Source organism: Peribacillus sp. TE19612, assembly GCF_056279465.1.
In genome coordinates this window covers 26125-40950 of the sequence record NZ_JBWCCL010000002.1, presented here as the reverse complement: position 1 = coordinate 40950, position 14826 = coordinate 26125, and the positions used below count along the sequence as shown (strand labels likewise).

Below are 14826 nucleotides of genomic sequence, written 5' to 3'. Positions count from 1 at the left end.
CTTCTCTATTCTACCATGAGTAGAAGCGGAAAGAAAAATGACGGCATCAAGGTTATTTAGTATTTCCCATTAACAAGCTGGCATAAGGGGAATCAGAAGGCAGAACGATGACCGTTTGATCTCCAATCGTTTTCTTGTAGGATTCAAGAGTCCGGTATAGTTTATAGAATTCGGGGTCTTTGGAAAACGATTTATTATAGATTTTCGCTGCTTCCCCTTCCCCTTCTGCCCTGATCACTTCTGCATCAGCCTCCGCAGTAGAAAGCAGTTCCTTCACTTTCCGATCGGTATCTGCAATGATACGGTTTTTCTTCGCATCACCTTTGGACAGGTATTCTTGCGCTTTCGATTCCCGCTCGGAAATCATCCTCTTGAAGACGGATGCTTCGTTTTCGGAAGGCAGGTCAGTCCGCTTGATCCGGACATCCGTCAAGCTGATTCCATAACTGTCCTTTTGCAGCAAATCATTGACTTTTTCGGTTATGCGGTCGTTTAAACTTCCCCTGGATGACTTCTCATCATTGATGATCTCATCATAATTCAGCTGGCCCAGCTCTGAACGAACTGCCGAATAGATGAACTCTTCCATTTTCGTTTCTGCATTCTCAAGTGTCCTTGCATTTGTAATCAATTTCTTCGGATCTTCTATTCTCCAAACTGCATAGTTATCGATCAGCATCCGCTTTTTATCTTTCGTATTGATTTCCGCTTCGGAAACATCGGAAGTCATCTGATACTTCGGTAAGGTCATGATACTCTGAATGAATGGCACCTTCGCCTTCAATCCCGGGGTCTTATCGATCCTTACCACCTCACCGAATTGGCGGACGACCTTGTATTCGCCCTCTTTGACGATATAGACATTGGTGAAGATGATTAGCAGCAGCGCGATGAAAATAATCAGGAAAATGCCGATTCTCACATAGCCCCTCCAATGAAAATCCCCTTTTTTCAACTCAGAGAAATCTATTATTTTTCCACTCATTGTTTAGTGCCCCCTTCCCCTGTCGCTTTTTCTTCCGATGCATTCCCTTTTTTCGTTTCTTCTTCAGGTATGGCGGCTTCATCAGGGGCAGGAGTTTTTTTCGTTTCCTCCTTTTCAAGCGAGCGAAGCGGCAAGTACTTCATTGTGTTTCCATCATCATTCATAATATAAATCTCTGCATTCGGCAATACTTCCTCAAGGGTCTCAATAATAAGGCGGTCCTTCGTAATCCCCTTATTGCCTTTATACTCACTGAGTAATTTTTCAAAGACCGCAACATCTCCGCGGGCAGCTTCCGTACGGGCAGCTTTATCCCCATTAGCCTGTGAAATGATGGCATCTTTTTCCCCTTCCGCTTCATTCATACGCTTATTTTCATATTTATCCGCTTCGTTGATTTTCGTATTCGCCGTTTCACGGGCATCCGTTACATTGGTAAATGCTTTCCGCACTTCTTCATTCGGTAACTCCACGTCCTGGAGTTTAACCGCAGATATGGAAATCCCGACATCATACTTCTCCATTAGCTGTGACAATAAATCGCGTACATCCGCTTCGATTTGCGCTTTACCAGATGTAAGGGCATCATCGATTTTCGTGCTTCCGATTATGCTCCGTAATGCAGCTGAAGTCGTATCATATAATATTTTTTCTGGATCTTCTGCATTGTATAGATATTTTGGAGGGTCGGTGATTTTCCACTGAACGACTAGGTCAGCCAGCACAATATTTTCATCACCCGTAATCATTTTGGTCTCACTCGGGTAATCCGTCACCTCTCCATCCTCTTCCTTATATCCAAATTTAAGACTGAATGTTTCTTTGGATAATTTCTCGACCGATTGAACTGGCCAAGGCAGTTTAAAGTGAAGTCCCGGTTCCGTTATCGTCTCCTCCACTTTACCAAACGTCATTATGACAGCTTGATCGGATTCATCAACCGTGTACCAGGTCGATATCGCAACTACACCCAAAATTAAAATAAGAAAGACAAGTCCTGTAATTGTATATATCCTTTTTAAGCTAACGATATGTATCACCCCTTCTTTGCAGTTATATCTTATTTACGCAAGAAAGGGCCTAAAGTTTCATGAAAATCAAATATTTTCCTAGAAAAATAGGATAGAGGAATGGCTCCCGGGGAATATAGCCAAAATTAAAAGACAGAGACCATGTCTCTGCCTACAGTTTATTAAGGGTTTAGTACGATTTGAATGTTGATTGCAACTTAGACGCTATTCCTACAGGAGTTTTGTCTACCTGTTCCAATCATCTTTGCTTTAAAATTTTGGTTGAACTTCTAAATAATCAAACAGAGACTATGTCTCTGTCAATGTTTAACTCCTTGGATGAGGGGTTGTACAACCATTGTACCCCTGCATTATGAAGTCCGTTTTAAGGAATTGTAAAGGACATGTAAATAAGATGCCCGCTACATTTTCCCTTTTAAGCTTTTATTTAAAGTCACTGTAAAAGTCGTCCCGGTTCCAGGTGTGCTTTCCACGTTGATTTTACCTTTATGGACTTCTATTATATGCTTGACGATTGCCAGTCCAATGCCCGTTCCTCCTGAATCGCGACTCCTCGCCTTATCGATCCGGTAGAACCGTTCAAAGATCCTTGGCAGTTCTTTTTCTTCGATGCCGATCCCGTTGTCTTGAACTGTAATATCGACGGTCTGTTCATTTTCAATGATGTCAACGGTGACCCTGCCGCCATTTGGTGTATAGGTCAATGCGTTCGTAATCAAATTGATGAAAACCTGTTTGATCCTGTCAGATTCCCCTTCAATGAAAACTGGTTCCGGTGATGTTTTAATTTCAAGGGATACTTCTTTTTCCTTCAGCTTGCCTATAAGCATCTCTTGTATTTCACCAAGCACTTTCGTAATATCCACGACCCCTGCATTTAAAACGAATTCCTGTTGCTCCATTTTGGATAAATTCAAAAGCTCCTGAATGAGTTCTTGCAGCCGGTCACTTTCTTTCAAGATAATCGATAAAAAGTGCTTTAAGGTCTTTTCGTCTTTTAAGGCGCCATCTAACAATGTTTCAGAGAAGCCTTTAATGGAAGTGATCGGAGTCCTCAATTCATGGGACACATTAGCCACGAAATCCTTCCGCATCTGCTCGAGCCTTTTCAATTCGGTGATATCATGGAAAATGAGGAGGATCCCCTTCCATTCATCATGATTCCCGATTATTGGAGCGCCGTAAATCTCAAAATGCTTACGTTCTATGGCAAGCGGTATCTTCACCTGCCGTTTTATCGTTTTTTCCGTTCGAAAGATCTCTTCGATGATGGCTATCACTTCCTGGTCTTTAATGACCGAATAATATTCCTGAAACAAAAACGTAGCGGCGTTCACACGGAAGCTTTTCTTGAATTCCCGGTTGATCAAGGTCGTATACCCTTTACTGTCTATCAGCAAGACCCCGCTACCGATATTCTCAACAAGAGTTTCCAAACGATCCTGATTCATTTCCCTCGCTATCTCTGTTTCCTGGAGATTCCTCGCCAATATGTTCAAGGAAGTTGTCAGCATTCCCGTTTCATCGGAATGCCTCCCGAATGTCCGGGTTCCGTAATTCCCTTTTGCCAGTTCAATGGCTGCCATCGTCGCCTCTTCGATCGGACGGGTATAATATGAAGTGATTTTACTCGCAAGCATCAGGATGATGATCAAGGCAACCCCTAAACAAATGATCAATATTTGCCACATTTGTTTATTCACTTGATGGATGGCCTCTATTTCATTGCTATGGACGACAAAGCCTTCGATCTCGCCGTCCTTTTCAACCGTCTTCCAATAATAATGGAGGTCCGATTCGCCTTCGACCACTTCATACCCTTCCCCATTCTTAAGCCCTTTTTCCAAAGTTATTTTGCGAAGGACATTGGCATGGCTTTTAAGTATTTCATTGGATGATGTCGAATCGTATAATATTTCCCCACTCGTGGAAAGAATGGTTAAATTAGAATCTAAAAGGGGTGTCAGTTTTGCCGTCTTCCCTTTTTCCAAAAAGGACTCGATCCCGCCATGCTCCTGAATATATGTAGAAATGAAAAATGTTTCGTTCTGTATACGCTCATTGAACGTTTTAATATAATAACTTTTGAACAAGTGCCCTAATAAAAAGCCCACGGCCATCAGGACGACCATCACCAATGTGATGAGGGTATATAAGAGCTTTTTACGATAGGTCGTCATTCTTTTTTAGGCTCCTCAAGCTTATACCCCAAGCCCCTTATCGTTTTAATATAGAGTGGTTTTTTTGTATCTTTCTCTATTTTTTCACGAAGATGGCTAATATGGACATCGACGATCCGTGAATCTCCCGCGAAATCATAATTCCATACCGCACTGAGAAGTTGATCCCTGGTCAGAACTCTTCCTTTATTCTTCGCCAAATATAAAAGTAATTCAAATTCCTTTGGAGTCAATTCTAATTGCTGTTCATCAAAGAATGCTTCGTATCGTTCCGGGAACACTTTCAATTCCCCTAATTTCAGGAGACCCTCTTCCTGATCCTGATTTGACTCACTTCCGTTCGATTGCAATTGGGATCTTCTTAAAATGGCTTTAATCCGGGCCACTACCTCCCTGGGACTAAATGGCTTGGTCAAGTAATCATCCGCCCCCAGCTCCAGTCCCAGCACCTTGTCAAATTCATCGTCCTTAGCTGTCAGCATCAATATCGGTATATTGATTTTTTGCTGGCGAAGCTGCTTACATACTTCAAGCCCGTCCATTTTAGGCAGCATCAAATCCAATACCACTAAATCGGGTCGTATATCCACGGCAGCCTCCAGCCCTTGTTCTCCATCCAAAGCTGTGATCACCGTATAGCCTGATTGTTCTAAATTGTACTGAAGTAAGGTAACTATTGATTGCTCATCATCCACTACGAGAATTTTCTTTGACATTAGATCCTCCTGAATTATGTATTACCCAAAAGACCAATTTCTTGGTCTACTCATCCAATTCCATTATAAAGAATATTATATGAAATTTACACATAAAAAAAACGGAAATAAAGTTATTCCTATCTTCAGCAGGGAGATTATAAGTTCCAGGGTTCTTTTGAAACGGATTAAAAAACCGCCCGGAGTCGGAATAAGGCCTTGGCCTTTTCTTCCAATATCCGGGCAGTTCGATTATGATCTCTTATTGAAGGACTTGCATGACTGCTTTAACTGATTCAACTGATTTTGAAAGTGCCGCTTTTTCGCCTTCAGTCAAATCAAGTTCGATGATTTGTTCAATGCCGTTTGCACCAAGTACAGTCGGCACTCCAAGGTAGATGCCTTCAAATCCGTATTCACCTTCGAGATAAGCGATTGATGGAAGAACGCGACGTTGATCTTTAAGGATCGCTTCAGCCATTTCCACCAGGGATGCAGCCGGTGCATAATAAGCGCTTCCGTTTCCTAGAAGGTTTACGATTTCCCCGCCGCCAGTGCGGGTACGAGCCACTATTGCTTCTAAACGATCTTGAGGGATCAATTTTTCCAAAGGAATTCCGCCTGCATAAGAGTAACGCACTAGAGGAACCATATCGTCTCCGTGTCCGCCAAGTACGAATCCAGTTACATCTTTAACGGATAAGTTTAATTCTTGAGCCACGAAAGTGCGGAAACGAGCTGTATCAAGAACACCTGATTGTCCGATAACGCGTTCTTTAGGGAAACCGGATTCTTTGTATACAGTATAAGTCATTGCATCTACAGGGTTAGTCAAAACGATGATTGTTGTATTAGGGGAATATTTAACGACTTCTTTAGTTACTGATTTCATAACTTTTTGGTTAGTTTGAACTAAGTCGTCACGGCTCATGCCGGGCTTACGGGCAATTCCGGCAGTGATGATCACCACGTCGGAATCAGCTGTTTCTGCATAGTCGGATGTACCGATGATGTTAGCATCGAAACCTAGAACAGGTCCTGCTTCCGCCATATCAAGAGCTTTACCTTTTGTAGGGTTTTCAGCTTGCGGAATATCAACTAAAACGATATCACCAAGCTCTTTTTGAGCTGCCAGGAATGCTGCTGTAGCACCAGTGAATCCAGCACCTACAACTGTGATTTTTTTACGTTTAGACATGTTATTTCCTCCTTAAAATATATAAATACTTTTGGAATACTTTTAACATCCTCTGAAAATATATATAAGCCTCCTGGAAAAGCAGCCCGTTCAGGCACTTTTCCAGAAAGCATATAATGAATTATTTAAGGTTTTTGATAAGCTCGTCAGCGAACTCAGAACATTTAACTTCCGTTGCACCATCCATTAGGCGGGCAAAGTCGTATGTAACAACTTTAGAAGCGATTGTTTGTTCCACTGATTTAGTGATGCTGTTTGCAGCTTCGTTCCAGCCAAGGTGCTCAAGTAAAAGAACGCCTGAAAGAAGAACTGAAGATGGATTAACTTTATCAAGACCAGCATATTTAGGAGCCGTTCCGTGAGTTGCTTCGAAGATGGCATGTCCAGTTTCGTAGTTGATGTTTGCTCCTGGAGCGATACCGATTCCGCCAACTTGTGCAGCTAATGCATCAGAAATGTAATCTCCGTTCAAGTTCATTGTTGCAACAACATCAAACTCTTTAGGACGAGTCAGGATTTGTTGTAAGAAGATATCAGCAATGGAATCTTTAACGATGATTTTGCCTTCAGCTTCAGCAGCAGATTGTGCTTTGTTAGCAGCTTCAGTGCCTTCAGCATCTTTAATTTTGTCATATTGGTTCCACGTGAACACTTTATCGGCGAATTCTTGTTCTGCAACTTCATAACCCCAAGTTTTGAATGCACCTTCAGTGAATTTCATGATGTTACCTTTATGAACAAGCGTTAATGACTTACGGCCTTCTTTGATCGCATAATTAAGTGCAGCGCGAACAAGACGTTTTGTTCCTTCTTCGGAAATCGGTTTAATTCCGATACCTGAGGTTTCAGGGAAACGAATTTTTTGAACACCGAATTCATTTTGAAGGAATTCGATTAATTTCTTAGCTTCGTCAGAACCTTTTGCATATTCGATACCAGCATAGATGTCTTCAGTGTTTTCACGGAAGATGACCATGTCAGTGTCTTCTGGACGTTTAACTGGTGAAGGTACACCATCAAAGTAACGCACTGGACGAAGACATACGAATAAGTCCAATACTTGACGCAATGCAACGTTCAATGAGCGGATACCGCCACCGATTGGAGTTGTAAGAGGTCCTTTAATAGCGATTAGATATTCGTTAATGACATCGAGAGTTTCTTGTGGAAGCCATTCGCCCGTTTGGTCAAATGCTTTTTGTCCAGCTAAAACTTCTTTCCATTCGATTTTCTTTTCGCCATTGTAAGCTTTTTCAACTGCTGCGTCTAAAACGCGGGATGCTGCAGCCCAGATATCAGGACCGATTCCGTCTCCCTCAATATAAGGAACGATTGGATTGTTTGGTACGTTAAGAACACCGTTAGTAACTGTGATTTTTTGGCTTTGTGTCATGTCTCTTACCTCCGATTCAAATTCAAAGGTTAGATGGACTGTCCTTAAATAAGGCAGAACCACTAACCTTTTTTACTCACATCTATTAATTTACTACAAATTCGATGAAATAAAAAATGATTTTTCGAAAAAACTTTTAATTAGCGGTTTTCAATCGGTACATATTTTTGCATACCTGGTCCAACATACTCTGCACGCGGACGGATAAGGCGGTTGTTTGAATATTGCTCAAGGATATGAGCGATCCAGCCTGAAGCACGGCTTACAGCAAAGATTGGTGTAAATAGGTCATGCTCGATGCCTAAACTGTGGTATACGGAAGCAGAATAGAAATCCACGTTCGGCGGAAGATTCTTTTGACCGGTTACGATTTCATGAATTTTGATGGACATATCATAATATTGCGGTTGTCCAGTAAGTTCAGTCAGTTTTTGTGACATTTCTTTAAGGTGTTTAGCACGAGGATCACCTTTACGGTATACACGGTGGCCAAAGCCCATGATTTTTTCTTTATTGGCTAATTTTTCGTTGATATATGGCTCAACGTTATCAACTGAACCAATTTCTGTAAGCATTTTCATGACTTGTTCGTTAGCTCCGCCGTGAAGTGGGCCTTTTAAAGCGCCGATGGCAGCAGTTACACCAGAATAGATATCAGCTAATGTAGCCACACAAACGCGTGCAGTGAATGTAGAAGCGTTTAATTCATGGTCAGCATGAAGAACCAATGCTTTGTTGAATGCTTCTTCTTCGATTGCCGTTGGTTCATTACCGCTTAACATATATAAGAAGTTAGCAGCAAAGCTTAAATCTGTACGTGGAGCAACAGCTTCTTTCCCTTGACGGACGCGAGCGAAAGTTGTTACCAATGTAGGGATTTTTGCTTGGATGCGGATTGCTTTACGATAGTTAGCTTCTTCACTCATTACATCTGCTTCTTCATCATAAAGACCAAGAAGAGATACTGCAGTGCGAAGAGCTCCCATTGGATGTACTTTATCAATTGGGTATGTTTTGAAGTGATTAACCACTTCAGCTGGAATTTCAGCATTTTCAGCAAGTTGTTTAGTTAATTCTTCTAGTTGGCTTTTGTTCGGAAGAGCTCCGTGCCATAAAAGATAGATTACTTCCTCGAATGTTGCGTTCGAAGCCAAATCATCGATGTCATAACCTACATACGTTAATGTGTCATCGATAATGGAGCTTACTGATGAAGTTGTTGCTACCACACCTTCAAGACCTTTTGTTGCTGTCATACTAAATCTCTCCTTTTCCTAGATATTCCCCTATGCCCTTGCTATTAGCGTATAAATGTAGCGCTTCCAAGAAATTAGCTATTGTAAACAACCATCTATTTTTTAGCAGAAGACATACATCTTGTATTGGAAGCGTTCACAGAATATGACCCCAACAATAGTAAAATGTACGATAATCTTTAATAAGAAATTCTAAAAATAATGCTTGTAGCTATTCCTAGTGAGCGCTTGCTCAATAACTACATCTTTTTTTTAAGATTCCTCAAAAATATCAATGATATTCTGAATCCCAATTTTAATAAATCAGAGCAGTTACATGATTATTATAAACAATAAACACTTTTTTGGGAATGAAAAGCACTTAAAATGTGAAAAAATTATTATTTTATTAGAAAAATTAGCTACATATTCTCTTGCTTTATTCATGCGTTTAAAATCGTTTTTTTCAAAAAAAATGTCTCAAAGCAGAATAAACGAAACATTAAATAGAAAATTTACATTTCCAGTACTGACGGGCTTTTCTCCCCTTAGCCTCTCGCTTCATTTAAAAAAATTGAAGATCTGCATGCATAAATAAGCAATTCCTGCCCCGATTAACGGACCGACAGCCACACCTTTGAATAAGGCGACCGCAAGAATCGTCCCAAATACAAGAGCGGTGGTAATGTGCGGATCATGCGACAGCAGTGTAATCCCATTTTTTGCTATGAGCGCAACGGCTATTCCGGATGCAAGTGCAATCCAGGCATAAGGGGATTTTATCGCGTCTCCTAGTTCCTTGAAACCAATCGCCCCGTTTGCTATGGGAATGAGTATGAAATCGTGATGATCGTGACGCCCAGGTTGATTCCTTTCGCTTCCAGGTATGGAAACACTTTAGCGTCAAGGCCAATCAGTTTCATGCTTAAAAGAAAACCCGCAGCCATGATCAGTGAGGTATTTTTCCCAAACCAACCGATTGCAGCAAGCAGAATTAAAAATACGACAGGACCGTTTATCATTATCCCTTCACCTTCTTCCTTCTGTTTTTTGTTATTTTAACATAACAAACTCCCTTGTTCTTGGGAGAAAAATGATGTAAGGAACGATGCATCTGCAGAAAAAATTCAAAACGAAAGATGAAAGAATCTTTCCTTTCTTTTCCATCATCGTTACAATTATAATACAAACTTAATGGTTGAAGGAGGATATGACTTGAATCCGGTATATATGTATCGTTTCATTCGTTCTTTACTGGTCGTCGGAGGGATAATTTTAGGTGGAATTGCCTTGTTTTATTTATCTAAATATACATATCCTTTCATCATTGCCATGATCATCGCTTTCTTGATGAATCCCCTGGTCATTTTTTTCGAAAGGAAAGGGCGGCTGCCACGGGGGTTGGCCGTATTCGTTTCCCTTTTACTCATTTTCCTTTTATTTGCGGGTCTTATCACCTTACTGGTCACCGAGATCATTTCAGGGACCAATTACCTTGCCGGAGTCATCCCGAAACACATTGAAACCATCGTGGATTATATAGAAACATATATCGCTACCACCGTCATCCCTTTATATAATCAAATAGCTGCCATGTTCAATAATTTGGATACCGAACAGCAAGACACAATCCTCAAGAATATCCAAAATATCGGTGAATCCATCACGACGGGAGTAAGCGGCTTCATTCAAGCCTTCTTGAAGAACATCCCCACAATCATCGGATGGTTTCCAACTACAGCAACGGCACTTCTTTTTACTTTGCTTGGCACATTTTTCATCAGCAAAGATTGGGATACCTTCGGCCGCATGACCGGAAAAGTGTTGCCTGATAAGATTTTTGCAGGTGCAAAGCGATTATTCAGGGATTTAAAACGGGCTTTATTCGGGTTCATCCGGGCACAATTCACTCTTGTTTCATTGACGACTGTCACGATTTTAATCGGATTTCTCATTTTAGGGGTGAATTATTCAATTACCATTGCCCTGATATGCGGACTGGTTGATATTATTCCCTATTTAGGGACAGGTACGATTTTCATTCCTTGGATCATCTTTGAATTCATCGCCGGGAATACAAGTCTCGCAATCGGTTTGTCCGTCCTGTACATAATCGTCGTTGTCCAGCGTCAGCTAATAGAGCCAAAAGTACTTTCATCCAGTATTGGTTTGGATCCGCTTGCCACTCTCATCGCCTTGTTCATCGGATTCAAATTGATCGGTTTCCTAGGTCTGATTGCAGGACCTGTCGTACTTGTCATATTCAATACACTTCAGCGTGCCAATGTCTTCAAGGCCATATGGACTTTCATCATCGGGGATACAAAGAAAACCACTTAAGGCAATCCAGACATCTATTAGCATTCACTCTTTTCCATTTAAAAATCCGCCTCGGGTACAAGGCGGATTTTTGGTTTTAAACTAGAATTATTTCGACGTCTCGAATTGTTCTGTTTCAGTAGATCCTGCAAGTGCTGTTGTGGATGATGTTCCACCAGAAACGACTTGTGCCACTTCATCAAAGTAACCCGTTCCCACTTCACGCTGATGACGTGTTGCTGTATAGCCGTCCGGCTCACTAGCGAATTCCGCTTGTTGAAGTTCAGAGTATGCAGCCATGCCGCGTTCTTTATAACCAAGAGCTAGGTTGAACATGCTATGATTCAATGAATGGAAGCCTGCAAGTGTAACGAATTGGAATTTATAACCCAATTTACCCAATTCCACTTGATAATTGGCAATCTCTTCATCACTTAATTTCGCTTTCCAGTTAAATGATGGGGAACAATTGTAAGCAAGCAATTTTCCCGGGAACTCTGCATGGATGGCCTCGGCAAAGCGGCGAGCATCCGCTAGATTAGGTTCAGAAGTCTCACACCAAATAAGGTCGGCATATGGCGCATAAGCAAGGCCTCTTGCAATTGCTTGGTCAAGACCTGCATTCGTGCGGTAGAATCCCTCTGGAGTCCTTTCACCAGTGATGAATGGTGCATCGACCGGATCAATATCGTCGGTGATCAAATCTGCAGCATCAGCATCCGTACGGGCAATCAAGATGGTCGGTGTACCCATTACATCGGCTGCCAATCGGGCCGAAACTAAATTACGTACTGCCGTTTGGGTTGGAAGAAGGACTTTACCGCCTAGGTGACCGCATTTTTTCTCGGAAGAAAGCTGGTCTTCGAAGTGAACGCCAGCCGCTCCAGCTTCGATCATGCCTTTCATTAATTCGAAGACGTTAAGGGAACCGCCAAAACCTGCTTCAGCATCCGCCACGATTGGAGCGAACCAATCGATATCATTTTTCCCTTCAGCAAAGCTGATTTGGTCTGCACGCTGAAGTGTCTGATTAATGCGTTTAACAACTTGCGGCACGGAGTTGGCTGGATATAAACTTTGGTCAGGGTACATTTGCCCTGCGATGTTAGCATCTGCCGCCACTTGCCAGCCGCTTAAGTAGATTGCTTTTAAACCAGCTTTCACCTGCTGCATGGCTTGGTTACCGGTCAATGCTCCTAATGCATTGATGAAATCCTCTGTTTTTAATAGATTCCATAGTTTTTCTGAACCGCGGCGTGCCAATGTTTGTTCAATATCGATGGAACCTCTCAGTTTAATGACTTCCTCGGCCGTATAAGGACGTTTAATACCAGTCCACCGTGAGTCATTTTCCCAGCTTTGTTGTAATTTTTGCGCTCTCTCATTCATCATCATTATTTCCTCCTAATTCATATTATATATTTTGAATATTAAGATAATTTTTCATATGCCGCGTTAGTTAAGAAATCTGCAAAGTCATCGGCTTCAATCAATTGTTCAAATAGTTTAGTAGACTCTTCAAACTTTCCTGATTTGAAAGTTTCTTCCCCTACTTCCGATTTAATGACCGCCAATTCTTCTTCTTTGATTTGATGGAATAATTCCTCGGTTATTTTCCTGCCATCTTCGAGAATGCCTTTTGGATGACGGATCCATTGCCAGACTTGAGCCCTTGAAATTTCAGCGGTTGCAGCATCTTCCATTAAGTTATTGATAGGTGCCGCACCTCTGCCGCTTAACCATGAGGCGATATATTGGATGCCTACATTAATATTCGTCCTTAAGCCTGCCTCTGTGATCGTTCCTTCCGGTACAGCCAGCAACTCTTGTGCTGTTACATGGACATCTTCCCGTTTCCGGAAAATTTGATTCGGTTTTGGGACGAGCAGGTCAAAAACCTCTTTTGCCGTGCTTACCATACCTGGGTGGGCAACCCATGTTCCATCATGACCGTCTCTTGCTTCGCGTTCTTTATCTGCCTTTACTTTCGCAAAAGCCTCATCGTTCTTAACCGGGTCATTTTTAACGGGAATTTGCGCGGCCATCCCGCCAATTGCAGGAGCATTACGGCTGTGACATGTTTTGATTGCCAGTAAGGAATACGCCCTCATGTTCGGGACGGTCATCGTGACCTGCTGCCGATCTGGGAAAATGACATCATCCGAGTTACGGAATTTTTTCAGGAAACTAAAGATATAATCCCAGCGGCCACAGTTCAGGCCTGCCGAATGTTCTTTCAGCTCGTACAGAATTTCGTCCATTTCGAATGCAGCAAGAATTGTTTCTATCAGGACCGTTGCCTTGATGGTTCCTTGCGGGATTCTCAAATCGTTCTGTGCATATACGAATATTTCATTCCATAATCTTGCTTCGAGATGGCTTTCCATTTTCGGTAAGTAAAAGTATGGACCGCTTTGTTTTTCGACCAATGCTTTTGCGTTGTGGTAAAAGTATAGTCCAAAGTCAAAAATGCTGGCTGATATAGGCTGTCCATCCAAAAGGACATGTTTTTCCTCCAAATGCCAGCCGCGTGGCCTTACCTTTAGCACAGCTGTTCTTTCATTTAATTCATACACTTTGCCATTTGGATTTTTAAATGATATGGTTCCGCGGATTGCATCGCGCAGATTCAATTGGCCATCGATGCAATTCTCCCAAGTGGGTGAATTGGCATCTTCAAAGTCCGCCATGAATACATTGGCACCTGAGTTCATGGCATTTATGATCATTTTACGATCAACAGGTCCAGTGATTTCAACCCTGCGATCCTGCAAATCATTCGGGAGGGGCGCAATCGTCCAATCACTTGCACGAATATGCTTCGTTTCTTCAAGGAAATCAGGAAGCATGCCTTGATTCAGTTCTTCCTGAACGCTTTTCCGCCGTTCTAGAAGTTCTGCTCTTCTTCCACTGAAATGCCGTTCCATTCTTTCGATGAATTGAAGAGCTTCCGTTGTAAGTATTTGTTCATATCCTGGCTTAAAGTTGCCTGTAATCTGTAAGCCTTTTGCTTCCGTAATCATGTTGCCTCTCCACACCCTTTCCAACTCTTTTATGTTATAATACAGATGTTTTATTTCCTGTTTGTATTATATAACACGTTGTATAAATTTGTCACCATTTTTTTCAAAAAAATCTAAAAAAAGATTTTTTAGCATGGAAAAGCCTTATTTACCAATGTTTCCAAGGGTTAATCATTTAACAATCCTGTTATTATACACATTTCATTCTCGTGGAAATCATCATTCAATGGTGAAACAGGGAGCCATTTGTAAAGCAAAAAAGCACCCCATAAAAAACCGGGATGCTGTTGCGGACCTTTTTCAAAGACCAAAAAGGCTGCCTAAAAGCTTACGCCTTTAGACAGCCTTATATTATTTATGCCGAATAATGGTAACTTTCCCTTTATTCATCCTGTTCATGATAAACCGGATAACAATCGGTTTGAGGAGATTCCGGGTTGGCGGAAACACAAGGATCAATCCCATGATATCCGAGATGAGCCCAGGGGACAGCAACAGTGCAGCTCCGATAAAGATACAGATTCCATCAATGATTTCATTTCCTGGCATCATTCCGTAACGAATCTGTTCCTGTGCCTTTTTCCACGTTTCCATCCCTTGCCGTTTAGCCAAATAGGCTCCGATCAAACCTGTGGCTACAATCAGGAACAGCGTTGGCCAAAAACCAATCAGATTGCCTGACAGCAAAAGGACAATAATTTCAACGACCGGCATCGCAATGATAAACATTAAAAAATATTTCATCTTCATTCCTCCTGCACAGCCCA

The 14826-nt window shown here is 41.7% G+C and carries 11 protein-coding genes and 1 pseudogene; 1 reads left to right on the top strand and 11 read right to left on the bottom strand.

What is annotated here, in order from left to right; translation table 11 throughout:
- Positions 1-52: 52 nt before the first annotated feature.
- From hflC to ACZ9AO_RS03485, 8 genes and pseudogenes are all read right to left on the bottom strand, one after another.
- Positions 53-985, bottom strand: coding sequence for a protease modulator HflC (hflC, locus tag ACZ9AO_RS03520; RefSeq protein WP_034309097.1), 933 nt, complete (start codon positions 983-985; stop codon positions 53-55).
- A complete protein-coding gene (gene hflK / locus ACZ9AO_RS03515; RefSeq protein WP_048681237.1) occupies positions 982-2016 on the bottom strand; it encodes an FtsH protease activity modulator HflK in 1035 nt (344 codons plus the stop codon). The genes hflC and hflK overlap by 4 nt, the downstream gene beginning before the upstream one ends.
- A 401-nt stretch (positions 2017-2417) precedes the next feature.
- Positions 2418-4196 carry a two-component system histidine kinase PnpS gene (gene pnpS, locus ACZ9AO_RS03510; RefSeq protein WP_053535909.1) on the bottom strand — a complete coding sequence of 593 codons (1779 nt, stop codon included), beginning with the start codon at positions 4194-4196 and terminating at the stop codon, positions 2418-2420.
- Positions 4193-4912 carry a response regulator transcription factor gene (locus ACZ9AO_RS03505; protein WP_034309100.1) on the bottom strand — a complete coding sequence of 240 codons (720 nt, stop codon included), beginning with the start codon at positions 4910-4912 and terminating at the stop codon, positions 4193-4195. The genes pnpS and ACZ9AO_RS03505 overlap by 4 nt, the downstream gene beginning before the upstream one ends.
- Before the next feature lie 241 nt (positions 4913-5153).
- Positions 5154-6089, bottom strand: coding sequence for a malate dehydrogenase (mdh, locus tag ACZ9AO_RS03500; protein WP_034309103.1), 936 nt, complete (start codon positions 6087-6089; stop codon positions 5154-5156).
- 121 nt (positions 6090-6210) lie between these two features.
- Positions 6211-7539 carry an NADP-dependent isocitrate dehydrogenase gene (gene icd / locus ACZ9AO_RS03495; RefSeq protein ID WP_285856465.1) on the bottom strand — a complete coding sequence of 443 codons (1329 nt, stop codon included), beginning with the start codon at positions 7537-7539 and terminating at the stop codon, positions 6211-6213.
- Between the two features lie 83 nt (positions 7540-7622).
- Positions 7623-8738 (bottom strand): citrate synthase, encoded by a 1116-nt coding sequence (gene citZ, locus ACZ9AO_RS03490; RefSeq protein ID WP_048681140.1) that lies wholly within the window; start codon positions 8736-8738, stop codon positions 7623-7625.
- 540 nt (positions 8739-9278) lie between these two features.
- Positions 9279-9739 (bottom strand): annotated as a pseudogene (locus tag ACZ9AO_RS03485) (DUF441 domain-containing protein).
- Between the two features lie 193 nt (positions 9740-9932).
- Between ACZ9AO_RS03485 and ytvI the strand changes: the two are divergent.
- Positions 9933-11057: a sporulation integral membrane protein YtvI gene (gene ytvI, locus ACZ9AO_RS03480; RefSeq protein ID WP_057276705.1), complete on the top strand. Its 1125-nt coding sequence runs from the start codon at positions 9933-9935 to the stop codon at positions 11055-11057.
- Between the two features lie 87 nt (positions 11058-11144).
- Here the strand turns inward: ytvI and aceA are convergent, their stop codons facing one another.
- The 3 genes from aceA to ACZ9AO_RS03465 all read right to left on the bottom strand — a co-directional run bounded on the left by aceA (position 11145) and on the right by ACZ9AO_RS03465 (position 14803).
- Positions 11145-12428 (bottom strand): isocitrate lyase, encoded by a 1284-nt coding sequence (gene aceA, locus ACZ9AO_RS03475; RefSeq protein ID WP_034309118.1) that lies wholly within the window; start codon positions 12426-12428, stop codon positions 11145-11147.
- A 38-nt stretch (positions 12429-12466) separates the two neighbouring features.
- The gene (aceB, locus tag ACZ9AO_RS03470; RefSeq protein WP_476108493.1) at positions 12467-14059 is read right to left on the bottom strand and encodes a malate synthase A; all 1593 of its coding nucleotides are present in this window, start codon (positions 14057-14059) and stop codon (positions 12467-12469) included.
- 351 nt (positions 14060-14410) lie between these two features.
- Complete coding sequence (locus ACZ9AO_RS03465; protein WP_034309123.1) at positions 14411-14803, bottom strand: FxsA family protein; 393 nt, start codon at positions 14801-14803, stop codon at positions 14411-14413.
- Between the last annotated feature and the right edge of the window lie 23 nt (positions 14804-14826).